Below are 17449 nucleotides of genomic sequence, written 5' to 3'. Positions count from 1 at the left end.
GGCGGCCCTAGCAGCCGCCCACCGCCTTTTTGAGCTTGTCGAAGAAACCGGTCGATGCCGGGCATTCCTCGCCGGTCTCCAGCGTACGGAACTGCTCGAGCAGTTCGCGCTGCTCGGCGGACAGCTTGGTCGGGATCTCGACCTCGAGCTTGACGACCAGGTCGCCGCGCCCGCGGCCCTGCAGCACCGGCATGCCCGCGCCGCGCTGCCGTACCTCGCGGCCCGACTGGGTGCCGGGATTGATGCGGATATTGTGCAGCTCGCCGTCCGGCCCCGGGATCTCGATCTCGCCGCCCAACGCCGCCGTGGTGAAGCTGATCGGCGCGCGCGCGTAGAGCGTGGTGCCCTCGCGCTCGAAGATCGCGTGCCGCTTGATGTGGAGGAAGATGTAGAGGTCGCCCGGCGGCGCGCCGCGCGCGCCCGCCTCGCCCTGGCCGGACAGGCGGATGCGCGTCCCTTCGTCCACGCCAGGCGGCACGTTGACGGCGAGCGTCACGGTGCGGTCGACCCGGCCCTCGCCGCGGCAGTTGCGGCACGGATCGGTGATCGTCTTGCCCGCGCCGTGGCACGAGGGGCAGGTCCGCTCGACCATGAAGAAGCCCTGCTGCGCCCGCACCTTGCCATGGCCGCGGCAGGTGCCGCAGGTCTTGGCCATGGTGCCGGGCGAAGCGCCGGTGCCGCCGCACGGATCGCAGATACCGGATACATCGACAGTGATGTCGGTCTGCTTGCCGTGGAAGGCGTCTTCCAGGCTGATCTCCATGTCGTAGCGCAGGTCGGCGCCGCGCCGCTGGGCCTGCTGGCCGCCACGGCCGCCCATGAACTCGCCGAACACGCTTTCGAAGATGTCGGAAAAGGCGTCGAAGCCGGGACCTTGGCCGCCGCCGGGATAGCCGGTGTGGCCGAAGCGGTCGTACGCCGCGCGCTTCTGCGGGTCCTTCAGGCAGTCATAGGCCTCGTTGATCGCCTTGAACTTCGCCTCATGATCCTTGCACCCGCCATTCTTGTCGGGATGGAATTTGATTGCGAGCTTGCGGAAAGCGGCCTTGATCGTGGCGTCGTCCGCGTCGCGGGAGCAGCCTAGCAGCTCGTAATAGTCAGTCTGGGTGGTCATTCACTCGGCCCCCGCCTTTCACCCGTCATGCCAGCTGAAGCTGGCATCTCGTGCCGCAAGCGGTGCGCCTGGGGCCGGAGACCCCAGCTTTCGCTGGGGTGACGGTTAAAGGTCATAGCTTACGCCTTGTTGTCGTCCACCTCGGAGAATTCGGCATCGACGACATCGTCGCCATCCGCCTTCTCCGCAGTCCCCGCATCGGCCGAAGGTGAAGCCTCCGACTGCTGCTGCTTCTCGTAGATCGCCTGACCCAGCTTCATCGCGACCTGCGCGAGCGCCTGGCTCTTATCGTTCATGGCGTCAGCGTCACCGCCCTCGATCGCGGCCTTGGCCTCATCGATCGCGGTCTGGATCTCGCCCTTCAGTGCGTCGTCCACCTTGTCGCCATTCTCGGCGAGCTGGCGCTCGGTGGTGTGGACCAGGCTCTCGGCGTTGTTCTTCGCCTCGGCCGCGGCGCGGCGCTTCTTGTCCTCTTCGGCGAACTGCTCAGCGTCGCGGACCATCTGGTCGATGTCGGCGTCGGAAAGACCGCCCGAAGCCTGGATGCGGATCTGCTGCTCCTTGCCGGTGCCCTTGTCCTTGGCGCTAACGTTGACGATGCCGTTGGCATCGATGTCGAACGTCACCTCGATCTGCGGCACGCCGCGCGGCGCTGGCGGGATGCCGACCAGGTCGAACTGGCCCAGCATCTTGTTGTCCGCGGCCATCTCGCGCTCGCCCTGGAAGACACGGATCGTCACCGCCTGCTGATTGTCGTCAGCGGTGGAGTAGGTCTGCGACTTCTTGGTCGGGATCGTCGTGTTGCGATCGATCATGCGCGTGAACACGCCGCCCAGCGTCTCGATGCCGAGGCTCAGCGGGGTCACGTCGAGCAGCAGCACGTCCTTGACGTCGCCCTGCAGCACGCCGGCCTGGATGGCGGCGCCGATCGCGACGACCTCGTCCGGATTGACGCCGGTGTGCGGCTCCTTGCCAAAGAACGACTTCACGACGTCACGCACCTTGGGCATGCGCGTCATGCCGCCGACAAGCACGACCTCGTCGATCGCGTTCGCCTTGACGCCGGCATCTGCCATCGCCTTGCGGCACGGCTCCAGCGTGCGCTGGATCAGGTCGTCGACAAGCTTCTCCAGGTCGGCACGGCTGATCGTCTTGACCAGGTGCTTCGGCCCGTTGGCGTCGGCGGTGATGAAGGGCAGGTTGACCTCGGTCGTCGCGGCCGACGACAGTTCGATCTTCGCCTTCTCGGCGGCTTCCTTCAGGCGCTGCAGCGCGAGCTTGTCCTTGGTGAGGTCGATGCCCTCATCCTTCTTGAAGCCGTCGGCCAGGAACTGGACGACCTTCGAATCGAAATCCTCGCCGCCCAGGAAGGTGTCGCCGTTGGTGGCCTTCACCTCAAACACGCCGTCGCCGATCTCGAGGATCGAGATATCGAAGGTGCCGCCGCCAAGGTCATAGACCGCGATCGTCTTGCCGTCGGTCTTCTCGAGCCCATAGGCCAGCGCCGCGGCAGTCGGCTCGTTGATGATGCGCAGCACTTCAAGGCCCGCGATCTTGCCGGCGTCCTTGGTTGCTTGGCGCTGCGCGTCGTTGAAGTATGCCGGAACGGTGATGACCGCTTGGGTCACGGTCTCGCCGAGATACGATTCGGCGGTTTCCTTCATCTTCTGAAGGATGAAGGCGCTGATCTGGCTGGGCGAATAGTCTTCGCCGCCTGCCTTGACCCATGCGTCGCCGTTCGGACCCTTGGTGATGGTGTAGGGCACCAGCTCGGTGTCCTTCTTGGTGATCGGATCGTCGAAGCGGCGGCCGATCAGGCGCTTCACCGCAAAGATCGTGTTGTCGCCGTTGGTCACCGCCTGGCGCTTCGCCGGCTGGCCGACCAGGCGCTCGCCGTCCTTGGCGAACGCGACGATCGAAGGCGTGGTACGTGCGCCTTCGGCATTCTCGATCACCTTGGGCTTGCCCGCTTCCATCACCGCGACGCAGCTGTTGGTGGTGCCGAGATCGATTCCGATTACCTTTGCCATGAGTCCTCTATTGGCCCCCGTGTCCTAATCTAAAAGTTTCAACCATTTACCGGACCCCTGAGACGGCAATCCGGTTGTTACAAGCCGCGATATAGGTGAGCCGCGCCTTGCCGCAAGACAGGGCGGGCCATAGGAACGCCTCCAGGGTTCCCGAATCGGGAGGAGAAGGCGTGATGCGGGCGATTTTCGCGATGGGTTTGGCGGGTGTGGTACTGGCTGGCTGCCAGCAGGCCGACCTCGCTGTCGATGACGCCTGGGTGCGCCTTCCCGCAGTCGCCGGACGCCCCGGCGCGGCCTATTTCAACGTGAAGGGCGGAGCGCAGGCGGCCAGTCTGGTCGCGGTCTCAAGTCCCGCGGCGATCCGCACCGAAATTCACGAAATGAAGCACGAAGGCGGCATGATGACGATGGCGCCGATCAAGGACGTCGCGATTCCCGCGCGCGAACGGGTCGAATTCAAGCCCGGCGGCAAGCATGTCATGCTCTACGATCTTTCGCCTTCGGTCCGCGCGGGTGGCACATTCCCACTGCGCCTGTCCTTCGCCGACGGCAAGACGATCGAGGTCAACGCCGCTGTGCGCGCCGCAGGCAACGCCGCGCTCTAGCGGATTTAGGGCTTGGCCGCAGTCGCTGCGCCAGCGCCCACGAAGCGCGGTGCGTAGACGCGCACCTCGCCGATGAAGATGCCGGTCTTCACCGCAGGGTCATTCGCGGCGATCGCGTCGGCTGCCGCCTGATCGGCGGCGTGGATCAGCATGAGTCCGCCGTCCGGCCCCATCGCCCCGGCATAGACGATATCGCCGCGCTCGTGCAGCGCCTTCACATAGTAGAAATGGTCGCGCAGCCCCTGGCCCTTCATCGGCACGCCGGGCTTCCATGCCGGGCCGGCACGATAGACGATCGCGAACAGCGGGCGCGTGGTGGTCGCTGCCGCTGCCGGCGGTTGCTGCGGCGTGAAGAGCGCTGCCGTCGCGCCGGTCGCGCCGGTCAGCAGGGTTGCAGCCAGCATGGCCCGTATCACGATCCGCATGGGCATCCCTCCATCGTTCGTTTCGCTGACGGTAGCACGCGGACGAACCCGTAGCGACCGACGTTCCGGCGCGGGCTTTCCGCCGCCTTTCTTTGCGTTATGTTCGCCGAACAGAGCCGGTAAAGGAACCCGCATGACGATCGACCGCTTTCGCTCTTCGACCTGGGGCTGGCTGCGCGGGACCCTGGCAGGGTGGGGAACGCTGCTGCTCTGCCTTGTCGGCGTCGGGCTGATCATCGTCCTCATCAAATGGATCGCGAACCTCGCCGTCACCTATGAAGTGACCGGGGACCGGCTGATCCTGCACAAGGGCATTTTCGTGAAGTCGATCGACGAGATCGAACTGTATCGCGTCAAGGACGTGCGGATCGACTTCAGCCTGATCAACCAATGGGCGGACATCGGCACGATCACCATCGCCTCGTCCGACGAGACCACCAGGGCCGCGCCGCTGGTGATCCGCGACGTCGATTCCGCCCGCGCCCGGCGCGAGAAGCTGCGCGAGCTGGTCAACGCCGCCCGGCGCGAGCGCGGCGTGCGCGAGATCGACATGGTGCACGAAGATATCTGAGGTGCCGCAGCTGCAAGGCGGAGAACGCCGCCCGCTCACCATCGGCGAGGTGAGTCTCGCCCGCAGCATCTTCGGCGACGCGATCGATTATGATCGCGCGCGGGTCGCCAACCGCAAATGGGCCTTCTTCCAGCCGCGCGGGGTGACGATGGCGCCGATGGGCTGCATCCATTTCCACCCCAAGGGCTGCAACTATCGCGACGATTTCGCCAATGCACCGCTCGACCTGCAGGGGCTGTTCATCCATGAGATGACGCATATCTGGCAGCATCAGAAGGGCATCTTCCTGCCGCTGCGCCGCCATCCCTTCTGCCGCTATGGTTACAGCCTGAAGCCCGGCTGGCGGCTCGAGCGCTACGGCCTCGAGCAGCAGGCGGAGATCGTCCGCCACATCTTCCTGCTCCGCCGCGGCGCGCTGATCCCCGGCGCGCCGCCGCTGGAGCAATATCGCGGCATCCTGCCCTTCGTTTCCAACCCGGGCCGCATCGCCTGAGCTATTGCGGGTGCTCGATCATCCGCTCCTGTATCCGGGGCGGCGGTGGTGGTGGCGGAGGCGGTGGTGCGACACGGGCCGGCGGCGCCGGCCGTGGCGCGAATTGCGGGCGTTCCACGGGCTGCGGGCGCGGAGCCGAATGCGGCCGTTCGGCCGGTGCAAAGCCGGGCGGGCGGGTGAAGCTGGGCCGGTCGGGCCGGGGGCTTCCGTCCCGGCGCCAGTGCGGGCGTTGGGGCCGGCCGGATGCGGCCGGGGGCGGCGCTGCGCCCGGTTGTTGAGCTGTCCGCCGCGGCATCACGGGCGGGGCCTCGAAGCGCGGCGGCCGGGTTCTCTCGCCGCCTGCCGGCGGCCGCTGCCGGCCCCAGCCCGGGCCACTGGGGCGCTGCGGCTGCTCGGTGCCCGGCACGGGATTGGTCATGGGCGGCGTGCCGGTCGCGGATGGCCTCGGTTGGCTCCAGCCTGGACGATCGGGGCGTTGCGGACGCGCCGTTTCGTGCGTGCCGCCCTCACCCCAGCGCGGCGGCGGTCCGCGGAACCCTTCGCGCTGCCAGCGGCGAAAGCGGTCGCCCGCGGACCAGCGGCGCTGACGCTCGGCGGCGAGCGGCCTGCGCCACTTCCCTGCACCGCTGCGGCCATGCCAGCGCTTCCAGCCTTGATGCCGCTCGCGCCCTTCGGACCAGCGCAGGCGCAGGTCGACGATGACCGGGATCTGCTGCGCCCAATAACCGGCATCGACCGGCTCCCAGCCGCGGTCGTTCTGCGCCGAGGCGTGGATCGCGCGCCCGCGGCGGTAGAGCTGGTCGGCAAGCGCTGCCTCGCGGTCGCCCTCGCTGCGCGACAACAGCCTGCCGTCGGCGTCATAGACGACGATCAGCTGCCCGCCGGGGCCATAGCCGAAGGCGAAGTCCGCATCCTGCACCAGGAACGGCTCGCGGCTGCCTGGCTCGAAATAATAGTAGCGGATCGCGCCGCCGCTCGGCTCGCCATAGATTTCGTGACCGGTGCCGGTGCGCCAGCCCCAGATGTCGGCGCCGTCATAGGCGAAGGTGAAATCGGGCGGCGAGTCGCCGATCGCGTCGAGCAGCGCATCGGCGTCGTCGATCCACTGATAGTCGGCATCATCCACCGCGGGCAGGCTCTCGGGCGGTTGCGCGTCGACCTGGAGCGTGGCCGGTTGCGCGGCGGCCGGCGCGAAGCCTGCGAGCACGCAGGCCAGCGCCAGCGCGCTGCACATTCCCAATCCCGTTCGTCCCGTGCCGCGCATCGAGTCTCTCCGTGCTGATGCGGCGAGATGTGCGCCCGTATCGATGAACGGTGGCTGCATGATTTTCAGTGGATAATGGCGTTGCTCCGATTGCGGGACGGGTGCCGCAAACCTAGCGTGCGCGGCATCAAAAGGAGTTCCGAATGCGCTGGATCGCCGCCCCGATCATGTCGTTGCTCGTCGCTTTGCCGGCCGCTGCTCAGGCCGACGCCTATGCGCCCGGGAAGGAGATCATCGCGGATATCAATCGCATCGTGACACCAGATGGCGTGCAGGAGACGTTTGAGCTGACGCTCGGCGGCGCACGCCAGGTGGTGAATGTGCGCGGCGCGGACCGCGACAACCCGATCCTGCTGTTCATCCATGGCGGGCCCGGCGCGGTCGAGATGCCGATCGCCTGGACGTTCCAGCGGCCATGGGAGGACTATTTCACGGTCGTGCAATGGGATCAGCGCGGGGCCGGGCGCTCCTATCCGCTCAACGATCCCGTGGCGCTCGCCCCGACAATGACGTTCGACCGCTATCGCGACGATGCGATCGAGCTGATCGACGCGCTGCGCAAACGCTACGGCAAACGCAAGGTGGTGGTGCTCGGGCACAGCTGGGGCACCGCCGTGGGGCTCGCCGTGGCGGCGAAGCGGCCCGACCTGCTCCACGCCTATATCGGCATGGGCCAGATCATCGACTGGCGCGAGAATGAGCGTGCCGGCATGGCGTGGACGCTGGCGCAGGCACAGGCGCGCGGCGATCAGGAGGCAGTGAAGGGGTTGGCGGCGCTGGCGCCCTATCCCGACGGCGATCGCTTCACGATCCAGCAGGCCGACGAGTGGCGCAAATATGCGATCCGCTACGGCTCGCTCGCGGCCTATCGCAAGGATGCCAATTTCTACGTGCGCGCGCCGCGTCTCTCGCCCGAGTACAGTGCCGCCGACCGCAAGGCATGGATCGACGGCAGCCTGTTCACCGTCACCACGCTGTGGCCGCGGCTCGCCGATGTCAGCTTCACCACGCTGCGCCGGGTCGAGACGCCGGTGATCCTGTTCCTCGGCAGCCACGACACGACCACCGACTCGAAGCTCGCTGCCGACTGGGCTGGCCGTCTCTCGGCGCCGCGCAAGCAGGTCGTGTGGTTCGAGCATTCAGCGCATCTGCCGATGATCGAGGAGCCGGGACGCACCTTCGCCGCATTGCTCACCCACGTGCTGCCGCTAACCGGCTCAGACTCGAAAAAGTGATGGCGGCAGACCGGGTTGCCGCTAGTTTCCCGCGCAACAAAGGGGAGTTCTGAAATGCGCCGTATCGCCGCCGTCACCGCCGCTCTGCTTGCCACCACCCCGCTGGCCGCGCAGACCGCGGCGCCCGCGCCAAAGGTCGCGTTCATCCATGCCGGCGCACTGCTCGCCAGGCCGGGTGAGGCGCCGCGCGGGCCGAGCACGATCGTCGTGCGCGACGGCAAGGTGACCGAAGTGCACGACGGCCATGCGGCGCCCGAGGCCGGCGCCGAGCTGATCGACCTCAAGGACCGGTTCGTTCTGCCGGGACTGGTCGACATGCACGTCCATCTGTGGGGCATCGGCGGCGATCCGCTGCGCGAGCGGCTCACCGCGGTCAATCGCGACGATGCCGACGAAATGATGTACGCGATTGCCAACGCGCGGGTGACGCTGGAGGCGGGCTTCACGACGGTGCGGGATCTGGGCGGCAATTCCCGTGGGATGCGGGCGATGCGCGAGGGCGTGGAGCGCGGCGTGATCGCCGGGCCCACCATCGTCAATGCCGGCACTGCGGTCTCGGTTTCGGGCGGCCATGCGGACCCGACCAACGGCCTGGGCGCGGAATTCGCCGACGCCGTCCACCAGCACAAGATCAATACCTGCGACGGCCCCGACGATTGCCGTCGCGCAGTGCGTCAGCAGGTCGCGCTGGGAGCCCAGGTGATCAAGTACATGTCCACCGGCGGCGTGCTCTCCAACGTCTCGGGCGGTCTGGGCCGCGCGATGACCGACGAGGAGATGAAGGCGATCGTCGATACCGCGCACGGCCTTGGTCGTAAGGTCGCGACCCACAGCCACGGCGTCGCGGGAACCAAGGCTGCGATCGCGGCGGGTGTGGACACGATCGATCATGGCTCGTTTCTCGACGATGAAGCGATCCGCGCGATGAAGGCCAAGGGCACCTGGCTCGTACCGACCATGATGGCGCCCGCCGCCGCACTGGAATTCGCGCGTGCCGGCGTGCTGCCGCCTGCCACGATCCCCAAGGCCGAGGAGGCTGCCGCCGCGGCCTTTGCGAGCCATTCCAAAGCCTATGCCGCGGGGGTCAAGGTCGCCTTCGGCACCGATAGCGGGGTCTCGAAGCACGGCGACAACGCCCGGGAGTTCGCGCTGATGGTGAAGGCAGGGATGACCCCCGCGCAGGCGCTCAGGGCCGCGACGGTCAATGCGGCGGAGGCGCTGGGCCGATCCGCGTCGATCGGCACGATCGAGCCGGGCAAGGACGCCGATATCATCGCGGTCGCGGGCAGCCCGCTCGAGGATGTGACGCGGATGGAGAAGGTCGATTTCGTGATGCGCCATGGCGTGGTTCACAAGTCGGCCGGCAAGCGGCAAGGCTTCCCGGCGGACTGATGCGCACGCGCGCGGAACTGGCCGCCGATCTGCGCACGCTGGGCCTTGGGCCGGGCGATCTGGTGATGGTGCATGCGGCGCTGCGCCGGATCGGCCCCGTGCTGGGCAGCGGCGATGCAGTGATCGGTGCGCTGCGCGACGCGGTCGGGCCGGACGGCACGGTCGCGGCCTATGCCGATTGGGAAGCGAATTACGAGGATCTGCTCGACGAGCATGGCCGGGTGCCGATGTGGTGGCGCGCGCACGTGCCGCCATTCGATCCGGCGGAATCGCGCGCGATCCGCGACAACGGCATCTTCCCCGAGCTGTTGCGCACGACGCGCGGCGCGGCGGCCAGCGGCAATCCCGGCGCGCGGATGGTGGCCGTGGGCGCGGGCGCCGCGTGGCTCACCGCGGATCATCCAGTCGATTATGGCTATGGGCCGGGCTCGCCCCTCGCGAAGCTGGCGCATGCGGGCGGCAAGGTGCTGATGCTCGGCGCCCCGCTCGATACGATGACGCTGATCCATCACGCCGAGCATCTGGCGGACATCCCCAAGCGCGTGCTGCGCAAGGAGGTGCCGTTCGCCGCCGGCGGCGGCACTGACTGGCGGACGGTCGAGGAATTCGACACCGCCGATCCGCGCGAAGGGTTCGCCGACGACTATTTCGGCATGATCGTCGAGGCGTTCCTGGCGAGCGGGCAGGGTGTGCGCGGCAAGGTCGGCGACGCTGACAGCGTGCTCGTGAATGCCGCGCCGATGCTGGCCTTCGCGGTCGAATGGATCGAGGCGAACGCGCCTGAGCTGTCTTGACTCCAGCCCTCCCCCCCCCGGGGGGAGGAGGCAGCTATAGGCTGACGGAGGGGGCGGACGCCATACGCTAGCGGCTCGTTTCCTCCCCCTCCGTCGCGCGGCGCGCCACCTCCCCTGGCGCGGGAGGGGTGTTGGCGCATCGATCTAGAGCGTGACCAGCCGGTCCTCGCCCAGCGCGGCGAGCAGCGAGACGAGCCCGCCCGGCTCGATACCCGGCGCGAGCGCGTCGAAGGCGATGCCCGCGGCGGCGAGGCCGGTCTGGCAGGCGATCAGCGCCACCCCGCTCTCGAGCGCCTCGGCAAGGAGCTGCTCGCGTGTCGCCAGCCCCTTGCCGGCCAGTCCGGCATCGCCCGGATCGGTGCCGGGCACCAGCAGCGTCACCGCCGCCTCGTGGCAATAGAGCCGGGCGCGGCCGCCCAGCGCGGCATGCGCGCAGGCCAGCGATAACGCGGCGCGGAATCGTTCCGCATCGGCGGCCGCGGCGATGATCGTCAGGCCGCGCATGCCGGGCATCCGGGGTCCTTGGGCAGGCTTAGCGTGCGGAAGCGCAGCGCCAGCGTGTCGGCGATCAGCAGCTTGCCCGCGCTGTCCTCGCCGAACGGCACGATCGCGCGGATCGTCTCGAGCGCGGCGAGGCTGCCCATCAATCCGGTCAGCGCGCCGATCACGCCCTGCTCGGCGCAGTTGATGCCAGGCGTCTCGGGGCTCGCACCTACGAAGCAGCGATAGCAGGGCTTGTCTGCCTCCCAGCCGCGGAACACGCCGATCTGGCCCTCGAACTCGCCCACGGCGGCGGCGATCAGCGGGATCCGCAACGCCAGCGCGGCGTCGGCCACTGCCAGCCGGGTATCGAAATTGTCGGTGCCGTCGAGGATCGCATCATGCCCCGCGAGCAGGCCGGCGGCGTTGCCGGCGTCGATGCGAAGCGGCTGCGCCGTCACCGCGACATGCGGGTTGAGGCGGCGCAGTGCCGTCGCGGCGGCATTCCCCTTGCGCGCGCCCGCATCGCCCGTGCCGAACAGCGTCTGGCGCTGGAGGTTGGAGAGATCGACGCGGTCGTCGTCGATCACGGTCAGCCGCCCCACGCCCGCCGCGGCGAGATACTGGAGCGCCGGCGACCCGATCCCGCCCGCCCCGATCACCGCGACCCGCGCGGCCTTGATCCGGATCTGCCCGGTGCCGCCGATCTCCTTGAGCACGATATGGCGGGCGTAGCGCTCCAGCTCCTCGTCGGTCAGGCCCGTATCGGGGAGGGTCATTGCTTCCAGACGAAGGTGACGGTGGCGCGATACCATTGCTCGGCGGCAGCGGCGCGCGGGGCCAGGTTGTTGCGCGCGAAGCCGGAGACGAGGCCCGCGGCATATTGCTCGACCGCGGTGCAGCCGATCGCGCGGGGGATCGATGCGCGCACGCCATCCTCGGGATGCACCAGCACCGCGACCTCGACGCGCATCGCGGGGCGGCCGTCGGTGGTGCGCCGCTGGCGGCATTTGTGCGCGCGCACCTGCCCCTGGACATAGGCGTTCATCGGCGCCGTCATTTGCGGCGGCTGGCGATAGGGCAGGTCGGGAAGCTTGGTCCAGTCGATCCCGGCGCTCTGCTCAGGCGGTGCCGCAGGCGCAGGCGCGGGCGGCGGCGCGGGGGTTTCCTGCACCCCGGCGGCAAGCAGCAGGAGAGGGATCAGGCCTCCCGCCATCAGCGCCCCGTCGATCCGAAGCCGCCGGCGCCGCGCACGGTCTCGTCGAGCGTTGCGACCTCCGCGAACACCGCGCGCTGCACCGGCGCGGCGACCAGCTGGGCGATGCGCTCGCCCCGCGCGATCGGGAAGGGATAGCCGCCGAGATTGGCCAGGATCACCTTGACCTCGCCGCGATAGTCGCTGTCGATCGTGCCCGGCGTGTTGAGGCAGGTGATACCATGCTTGAGCGCCAGGCCCGAGCGCGGCCGCACCTGCACCTCAAACCCTTCCGGGATCGCGATGGCGAAGCCGGTGGCGACGGCGTGACGCGCGCCGGGGGCGAGGATCAGGTCCTCCGCCGCGACCACGTCCATGCCGGCGGCGCCCGCGGTGGCATAGGCGGGCAGGGGCAGGCCCTCGCCATGCGGCAGGCGGGTCAGTTCGATCGTGATCGGCGCGGCGGTCATGCGGGTTTCCGGGGCAAGGCGGCGGCGAGGCGGCGGGCCGCCTCGATCACCTGGGGATCGTCGAGGATGTTGCTGCCGCGCGCGGGCAGGATGCGGAAATCGGTGGCGATGCCGCGCAGCGTCAGCGCCTCGGCATAGGATCGTGCGAACCGCGCCGGCACCTTCTGGTCGTCGCCGCCGCTGAGCAGCGCCGCGCGCAGGTCCGGCGCGATGCCGCCCGCGGTCTGCAACGGATCGAGGCTCTCGACCTTGCCGCGCCACGGGTCGGCGGGCTTCTCGCGCCCGGCCATGTAGCGGCGCCATTCGGGCAGCGCGCAGGGGCAGGAGACGAGCACCATGCCGTCGAGCAGATCCGGCTTGAGGCCGGCGATGTTGGCGACGATCGCCGCGCCGCCGCCTTCGCCGATCGCGACCACGCGCGCGCGGCGATAGCGGGTCCGCAGCGCGGCGATGGTGTCGGCGACCGTCGCGATGCGATCGGCGGTATAGTTGTCGCCGATGCCCTCGCCCTGCACGCCCGGCGACTGGTTGCCGGCGCCGTCGTCGAAGCCCGGCCGCAGCAGCCGAACGACCGCACTGGTAGGGGTGGCGGCGGCGAGCGACTGGGCGAAGGGCCTGAGGTCGACCGCGGTGCCGCCCTTGCCGTCGCCATGGACGAGGATGAACAGCGTCTCGGCGTCGCGCTTGGCGTCGCCCAGCGTCTCGGTGAACAGGGGCGGTTCGGGCAGCGGTGCGTCCGCGCCGCCGCGCGGCATGCCCGCGCAGCCCGCGAGCAGCAGCAGGGCGATCAGGCTAGAGCGCATCGGCGATCCTCTGCGCCAGGCGGCGCGCGACATCCTGCTTCGACAGCCGTTCCCAGCTTTCGGTGCGGCCGCCCGTGACGAGGTGGATCGTGTTCGCATCTCCGCCCATCACATCGCCGGAAACGTCGTTGGCGACAATCCAGTCTGCGCCCTTGCGAGTCCGTTTCACGGTGGCGTGCTCGATCACCCGTTCAGTTTCAGCGGCAAACCCGACTACCAGCTTGGGGCGGCGAGGGCCATGGCCCAGGGTGGCGAGAATGTCGGGGTTCTCCGTGAGGTTCAGCGAAGAGGCGGCATCGCCCTTCTTGATCTTATGCTCCGCCGCGTCCGCGGTGCGCCAGTCGGCAACCGCGGCGACCATCACGGCGGCGTCGGCCGGGAGCGCCGCATCGACCGCCTGCGCCATCTCGCGCGCCGTCTCGACGTCGACCCGGTCGACCCCCCGCGGGGTCGGCAGCGTCACCGGCCCGGCGACAAGCGTGACGCGCGCGCCCAGCTCGGCGAGCGCGCCGGCGATCTCGAACCCCTGCTTCCCCGATGATCGGTTGGCGATGTAGCGCACCGGGTCGATCGGCTCGTGGGTCGGCCCGGCGGTGACGAGGACGTGCTTGCCCGCGAGCGGCCCCGAGGCGGGCGCCAGCGCGGCCTCGATCGCGGCGAGGATCGCGGCGGGCTCGGGCAGGCGGCCGGGGCCGTATTCGCCGCACGCCATCGGCCCTTCGTCGGGTTCCATCACGGTGACGCCATCGGTGCGGAGCTGCGCGACGTTGCGAACCGTCGCGGCGTGCTGCCACATCCGCACGTTCATCGCCGGCGCGGCGAGCACCGGCTTGTCGGTGGCGAGGAGCAGCGTGGTGGCGAGATCGTCGGCATGGCCTGACGCCATCTTCGCCAGCAGATCGGCGGTGGCGGGCGCGACGACGACCAGATCGGCGTTCCGGCTGAGCTGGATATGCCCCATCTCGGCCTCGTCCTTGAGGTCCCACAGCGTCGTGAACACCTGGTTCTCGGACAGGGCGGCGAGGGTCATCGGCGTCACGAAATGCTGCCCGCCCGCGGTGAGCACGCAGGTGACGCCGATCCCGGCCTTGCGCGCGAGGCGGACCAGCTCGCAGGCCTTGTAGGCCGCGATCCCGCCGCCGACGATCAGAAGGATGCGCTTCATCGTTCGATCCTCTGCACCTGCACGCGCCGCCTGTCGAGCGCGCGTGCCAGTAGATCACGCACGCCATCTGGCACGAAGGCGAGGCCGACCAGGAAGGTCGGTGCGACCATCAGCCCCCAATAGAAAGTGTCGAGCCGCGCGAAGAGGCTGATCACCAGCGCATAGCCGCAGAAGGTCGCCGCCGCGCGCAGCGCCAGCGGATCGCGCCAGCTCGCCCAGCCGAACAGCGCCAGCGCGACCAAAGGCGCAGCGGCGAGTGCCGGGAGCAGCGTCAGTCCGGTCGCCAGCGTCATCGCGCGCACGAACAGCCCGAAGCCGTGCATCCCTGCCCATCCGGGCGACGCGGCATCGAGCGGTCCGGTGACCCCGTGTACCGCGACCGCGTGCGCGGCGAGCACCAGCGCGAAGGTGCCAAGCGTCGCCGCCCAGCCGATTGCCTCGCGCCGGAATCCCTCGGCAAAGGCGAGGGCGGCCATGACCATGACGTAAAGCGCCGCGGTCTCGCGGATCAGCATCGCGATCAGCGCGACCGCCGCGGCCTCGACCCAGCGGCCGGGGCGGCGCAGCGCCAGGCTGAGCGCGATCAGCAGCCCGCCCCAGATTTCGTGGAACACGGCCAGCTCCGGCTGCACGAAGGCGAGCATCCCCGCCGCGAGCAGGAACAGGGCGGCGAGCAGGGCGGGCACGCGCGCCACGGCGGTGCGCAGGCGGCGATACCAAGCATAGGCGGTGGCGAAGGCGAGCAGGCAGAGCAGCGCGAGCGTCGCGGCGAGCGGCAGCATGCCCTGCAACACCGCGAGGCCGGGCAGGCGGAAGGTCAGGAAGGGGCGCAGCGGATAGCTCCCGGCGCGCAGCGCGTCGGCGGCGGCGCGGTAGTAATCCTCCCCGTGCGCGACCGCGGAGACGATCCCCTCGTACAGCACCACATCGGTCTGGGCGCTTGCCGTATCGGGCGCGGGCGCAGGGACGCCCAGCACGGTGAGCGACGCGAGCAACAGCGCGGCCAGCGCGCCCAGCACAATCCGCGCCTGCGCCGCGGGGAGTGCGGCGAAGCGGCTGGGGTGCGCGAGCCAGAGGGGAGGATGGGTCATTCGGGCGGGGTTGTACCGCGACGAACCGGCGCTGTCAGGTGATCAGCAGCGTTGCGGCGACGCCCGCACCTGCGGCGAGCAGCGCGACCGCCGCATAGCGCCATCCGCCGCCGACGCGCACCACCTCGATCTCCTTGAGCGGCGGCGCAGGCGGCGCGCCGCCGGGATCGGGAAAATGGCGCTCGATGTTACGGATCAGCTTGGGCAGGCGCGCGAGGGTCTTGAGATCCTCGGCCAGCCGGTCCGCGATGAACGCCTCGGGGCCCAGCTCGGTGCGGATCCATTCGCGCACGAATGGCGCGGCCGAATCCCACAGGTTGATGTCCGGATGCAGCCGCGTCGCGACGCCCTCGACCATCACCATCGTCTTCTGGAGCAGCAGCAGATGCGGCTGAGTCTGCATGTCGAAGTCGCGCGTGATGTTGAACAGGCTGTCGAGCATCATGCCGACCGACATGTCCTTGACCGGCAGCCCGCGCATCGGCTCGCCCACCGCGCGCAGCGCGGTCGCGAACTCCTCGACATTATGGTGCGGGGGCACATAGCCCGCCTCGAAATGGATCTCGGCCACGCGGCGGTAATTGCCGGTGATCAGGCCGTAGAGAATCTCCGCCAGCCAGACGCGCGCGCGCCGGTCGATCCGACCCATGATCCCGAAATCGATTGCCGCGATGCGGTCGCCCGGCAGCGCGAACAGATTCCCCTGATGCATGTCGGCATGGAAGAATCCCTCGGAGATCGCCTGGCGCAGAAAGGCGCGGACCAGCGTGTTGGCGAGCTTCTCGGTATCGTGGCCGGCGGCGCGCAGCGCGTCGCGGTTCGACAGCTTGATGCCGTCGATCCATTCGAGCGTCATCACCTTGCCGGTGGTGCGTTGCCAGTCGATCGCGGGAACGGTGAAGTCGGGCTCGGCCTCCATCGATTCGGAAAGCTCGGATGCGGAGGCGGCCTCGCGCCGCAGATCGAGCTCGCGTGCGGTCCAGCGCTTGAAGGTCTCGATCACCAGCCGCGGCCGCAGCCGCGCAATCTCGCCGCCTTGCGCCTCGAGCTGTGCCGCCGCCCATTCATAGGTGTCGATCGCCTTGGCGAACTCCGCCTCGATCCCCGGGCGCAGCACCTTGACCGCAACCTGGCGGCCGTCGGTGGTGGTCGCACGATGGACCTGTGCGATCGAGGCGGCGCCGATCGGCACTTCCTCGATTTCCGCGAACAGGTCCGCGATCGGCCGTTCGAAGCTGCGCTCGATCGCGGCGCGGATCACCGGGAAGGGGACGGGCGGCAACGCGTCTTGCAGCCGCATCAGATCGTGCGCTGCGGCCTCGCCGATCAGGTCAGCACGTGTCGCCAGCGTCTGGCCGAGCTTGATCGCGGCTGGGCCGATCGCCTGGAATGCGTCGGCATAGCGCGGCGTCTCGGGCATGCGCGCGCCGAAGCGAAGAACACGCGCGGCGCGGCGTACCAGCGGCGGCGTGTTGCGGTCGTGCTCGATCCCCCGCAGCGCGCCGTGGCGCGCCAGCGTGCGGCCCCATTTCAGGAGGCGCCACAGATGAATGGCGGGGGCGGTCAAATCTTCCAGCCGCTATGGATCGCCACCAAGCCGCCCAGCATCGGCTCGACGCGCGTCTGCACGAAGCCGGCCTCTTTGATCATCCGCTCGAACGTCGGCATGTCGGGGAAGCGGCGGATCGATTCGATGAGGTAGCGATAGCTGTCCTCGTCATTCGCCAGCAGCTTGCCGAGCTTGGGAACGATGTGGTGCGAATAGGCGTCGTACACGTCCGAGAAGCCAGGCCAGACCGTAGTCGAGAATTCGAGCACGTAGAAGCGCCCGCCGCGCTTGAGCACGCGATGCGCCTCGCGCAGCGCCTTGGGGATGTCGGTCACGTTCCGGATGCCGAAGGCGATGGTGTAGGCGTCGAAGAAGCGGTCGGGCCATTGCAGCGTCTCGGCATTGGCCTCGCTCCAGACGAGTCCATCGATGCCGCGCTTGGCGGCGCGCTCGATGCCGACGGCGAGCATGTCGGGGTTGATGTCGGCGACGGTCACCGCCGCGCCCGATTCGGTCATGCGGAAGGCGATGTCGCCGGTGCCCCCGGCCATGTCGAGGATCGCCTCGCCCGCGCGCGGCTTCACCCGGCGGACGAATACGTCCTTCCAGATGCGGTGCAGCCCGCCCGACATCGCGTCGTTCATCAGGTCGTAGCTGGAGGCGACGCTGGAGAAGACCCCGCCGACGCGGCGGGTCTTGTCCTCGGGGGTGACATCTTCGTAGCCGAAGGAGACGGTGTCGGTCATGCGCTGCGCTCTAGCCAAGGCTTGTGG

19 protein-coding genes are annotated in these 17449 nt (G+C 69.1%); 6 read left to right on the top strand and 13 right to left on the bottom strand.

Annotation, left to right across the window (positions count from 1 at the left end; all coding sequences use genetic code 11):
- Positions 1–7: 7 nt before the first annotated feature.
- Entirely contained in the window at positions 8–1114 is a 1107-nt protein-coding gene (gene dnaJ / locus VGD28_RS02615; RefSeq protein WP_331026775.1) for a molecular chaperone DnaJ, read from the bottom strand.
- 119 nt (positions 1115–1233) lie between these two features.
- Positions 1234–3144 (bottom strand): molecular chaperone DnaK, encoded by a 1911-nt coding sequence (gene dnaK / locus VGD28_RS02610; RefSeq protein WP_331026774.1) that lies wholly within the window; start codon positions 3142–3144, stop codon positions 1234–1236.
- Positions 3145–3239: 95 nt separating this feature from the next.
- On the opposite strand from dnaK, the gene VGD28_RS02605 reads away from it, so the two are divergent.
- Positions 3240–3749: a copper chaperone PCu(A)C gene (locus tag VGD28_RS02605; protein WP_331026773.1), complete on the top strand. Its 510-nt coding sequence runs from the start codon at positions 3240–3242 to the stop codon at positions 3747–3749.
- A 5-nt stretch (positions 3750–3754) separates the two neighbouring features.
- On the opposite strand, the gene VGD28_RS02600 is transcribed toward VGD28_RS02605, so the two are convergent.
- Entirely contained in the window at positions 3755–4153 is a 399-nt protein-coding gene (locus VGD28_RS02600) for a YciI family protein (protein WP_331026772.1), read from the bottom strand.
- 154 nt (positions 4154–4307) lie between these two features.
- Here VGD28_RS02600 and VGD28_RS02595 point away from each other — a divergent pair, with 154 nt between their 5' ends.
- Complete coding sequence (locus tag VGD28_RS02595) at positions 4308–4745, top strand: PH domain-containing protein (protein WP_331026771.1); 438 nt, start codon at positions 4308–4310, stop codon at positions 4743–4745.
- Positions 4746–4755: 10 nt separating this feature from the next.
- The gene (locus VGD28_RS02590) at positions 4756–5238 is read left to right on the top strand and encodes a vgr related protein (protein WP_331026817.1); all 483 of its coding nucleotides are present in this window, start codon (positions 4756–4758) and stop codon (positions 5236–5238) included.
- A gap of 1 nt (position 5239) precedes the next feature.
- Here VGD28_RS02590 and VGD28_RS02585 read toward each other — a convergent pair whose 3' ends face one another.
- Positions 5240–6472, bottom strand: a complete 1233-nt coding sequence (locus tag VGD28_RS02585; protein ID WP_331026770.1) for a hypothetical protein — start codon at positions 6470–6472, stop codon at positions 5240–5242.
- Positions 6473–6645: 173 nt separating this feature from the next.
- Between VGD28_RS02585 and VGD28_RS02580 the strand changes: the two genes are divergently transcribed.
- Genes VGD28_RS02580 through aac(3) form a run of 3 tightly spaced genes read left to right on the top strand, consistent with a single transcriptional unit; the run spans position 6646 to position 9923 of the window.
- Positions 6646–7737 carry an alpha/beta fold hydrolase gene (locus VGD28_RS02580; protein ID WP_331026769.1) on the top strand — a complete coding sequence of 364 codons (1092 nt, stop codon included), beginning with the start codon at positions 6646–6648 and terminating at the stop codon, positions 7735–7737.
- Positions 7738–7791: 54 nt separating this feature from the next.
- Positions 7792–9129 (top strand): amidohydrolase family protein, encoded by a 1338-nt coding sequence (locus VGD28_RS02575; RefSeq protein WP_331026768.1) that lies wholly within the window; start codon positions 7792–7794, stop codon positions 9127–9129.
- Positions 9129–9923: an aminoglycoside 3-N-acetyltransferase gene (gene aac(3), locus VGD28_RS02570; RefSeq protein ID WP_331026767.1), complete on the top strand. Its 795-nt coding sequence runs from the start codon at positions 9129–9131 to the stop codon at positions 9921–9923. The genes VGD28_RS02575 and aac(3) overlap by 1 nt, the downstream gene beginning before the upstream one ends.
- Before the next feature lie 144 nt (positions 9924–10067).
- On the opposite strand, the gene VGD28_RS02565 is transcribed toward aac(3), so the two are convergent.
- The 9 genes from VGD28_RS02565 to VGD28_RS02525 are packed head-to-tail and all read right to left on the bottom strand — an operon-like array spanning position 10068 to position 17422.
- Entirely contained in the window at positions 10068–10436 is a 369-nt protein-coding gene (locus VGD28_RS02565) for a peroxiredoxin (RefSeq protein WP_331026766.1), read from the bottom strand.
- Positions 10415–11182, bottom strand: a complete 768-nt coding sequence (locus VGD28_RS02560) for a molybdopterin-synthase adenylyltransferase MoeB (RefSeq protein ID WP_331026765.1) — start codon at positions 11180–11182, stop codon at positions 10415–10417. The genes VGD28_RS02565 and VGD28_RS02560 overlap by 22 nt, the downstream gene beginning before the upstream one ends.
- Complete coding sequence (locus tag VGD28_RS02555) at positions 11179–11619, bottom strand: hypothetical protein (RefSeq protein ID WP_331026764.1); 441 nt, start codon at positions 11617–11619, stop codon at positions 11179–11181. The genes VGD28_RS02560 and VGD28_RS02555 overlap by 4 nt, the downstream gene beginning before the upstream one ends.
- Positions 11619–12068 carry a dUTP diphosphatase gene (dut, locus tag VGD28_RS02550; protein ID WP_331026763.1) on the bottom strand — a complete coding sequence of 150 codons (450 nt, stop codon included), beginning with the start codon at positions 12066–12068 and terminating at the stop codon, positions 11619–11621. The genes VGD28_RS02555 and dut overlap by 1 nt, the downstream gene beginning before the upstream one ends.
- A complete protein-coding gene (locus tag VGD28_RS02545) occupies positions 12065–12871 on the bottom strand; it encodes an alpha/beta hydrolase (RefSeq protein WP_331026762.1) in 807 nt (268 codons plus the stop codon). Before VGD28_RS02545 ends, dut begins: the two co-directional genes overlap by 4 nt.
- Positions 12861–14036 (bottom strand): bifunctional phosphopantothenoylcysteine decarboxylase/phosphopantothenate--cysteine ligase CoaBC, encoded by a 1176-nt coding sequence (gene coaBC / locus VGD28_RS02540; RefSeq protein WP_331026761.1) that lies wholly within the window; start codon positions 14034–14036, stop codon positions 12861–12863. The genes VGD28_RS02545 and coaBC overlap by 11 nt, the downstream gene beginning before the upstream one ends.
- Positions 14033–15127 carry a hypothetical protein gene (locus VGD28_RS02535; protein WP_331026760.1) on the bottom strand — a complete coding sequence of 365 codons (1095 nt, stop codon included), beginning with the start codon at positions 15125–15127 and terminating at the stop codon, positions 14033–14035. The genes coaBC and VGD28_RS02535 overlap by 4 nt, the downstream gene beginning before the upstream one ends.
- A 34-nt stretch (positions 15128–15161) precedes the next feature.
- Positions 15162–16694 (bottom strand): 2-polyprenylphenol 6-hydroxylase, encoded by a 1533-nt coding sequence (gene ubiB, locus VGD28_RS02530; RefSeq protein WP_331026759.1) that lies wholly within the window; start codon positions 16692–16694, stop codon positions 15162–15164.
- On the bottom strand, positions 16691–17422 hold the full coding sequence (locus tag VGD28_RS02525) for a class I SAM-dependent methyltransferase (protein ID WP_331026758.1): 732 nt from the start codon (positions 17420–17422) through the stop codon (positions 16691–16693). Before VGD28_RS02525 ends, ubiB begins: the two co-directional genes overlap by 4 nt.
- Between the last annotated feature and the right edge of the window lie 27 nt (positions 17423–17449).

The sequence above is a fragment of the Sphingomonas sp. genome (assembly GCF_036402235.1).
Classification (GTDB): domain Bacteria; phylum Pseudomonadota; class Alphaproteobacteria; order Sphingomonadales; family Sphingomonadaceae; genus Sphingomonas.
This window is presented reverse-complemented; position numbering and strand designations above follow the sequence as displayed.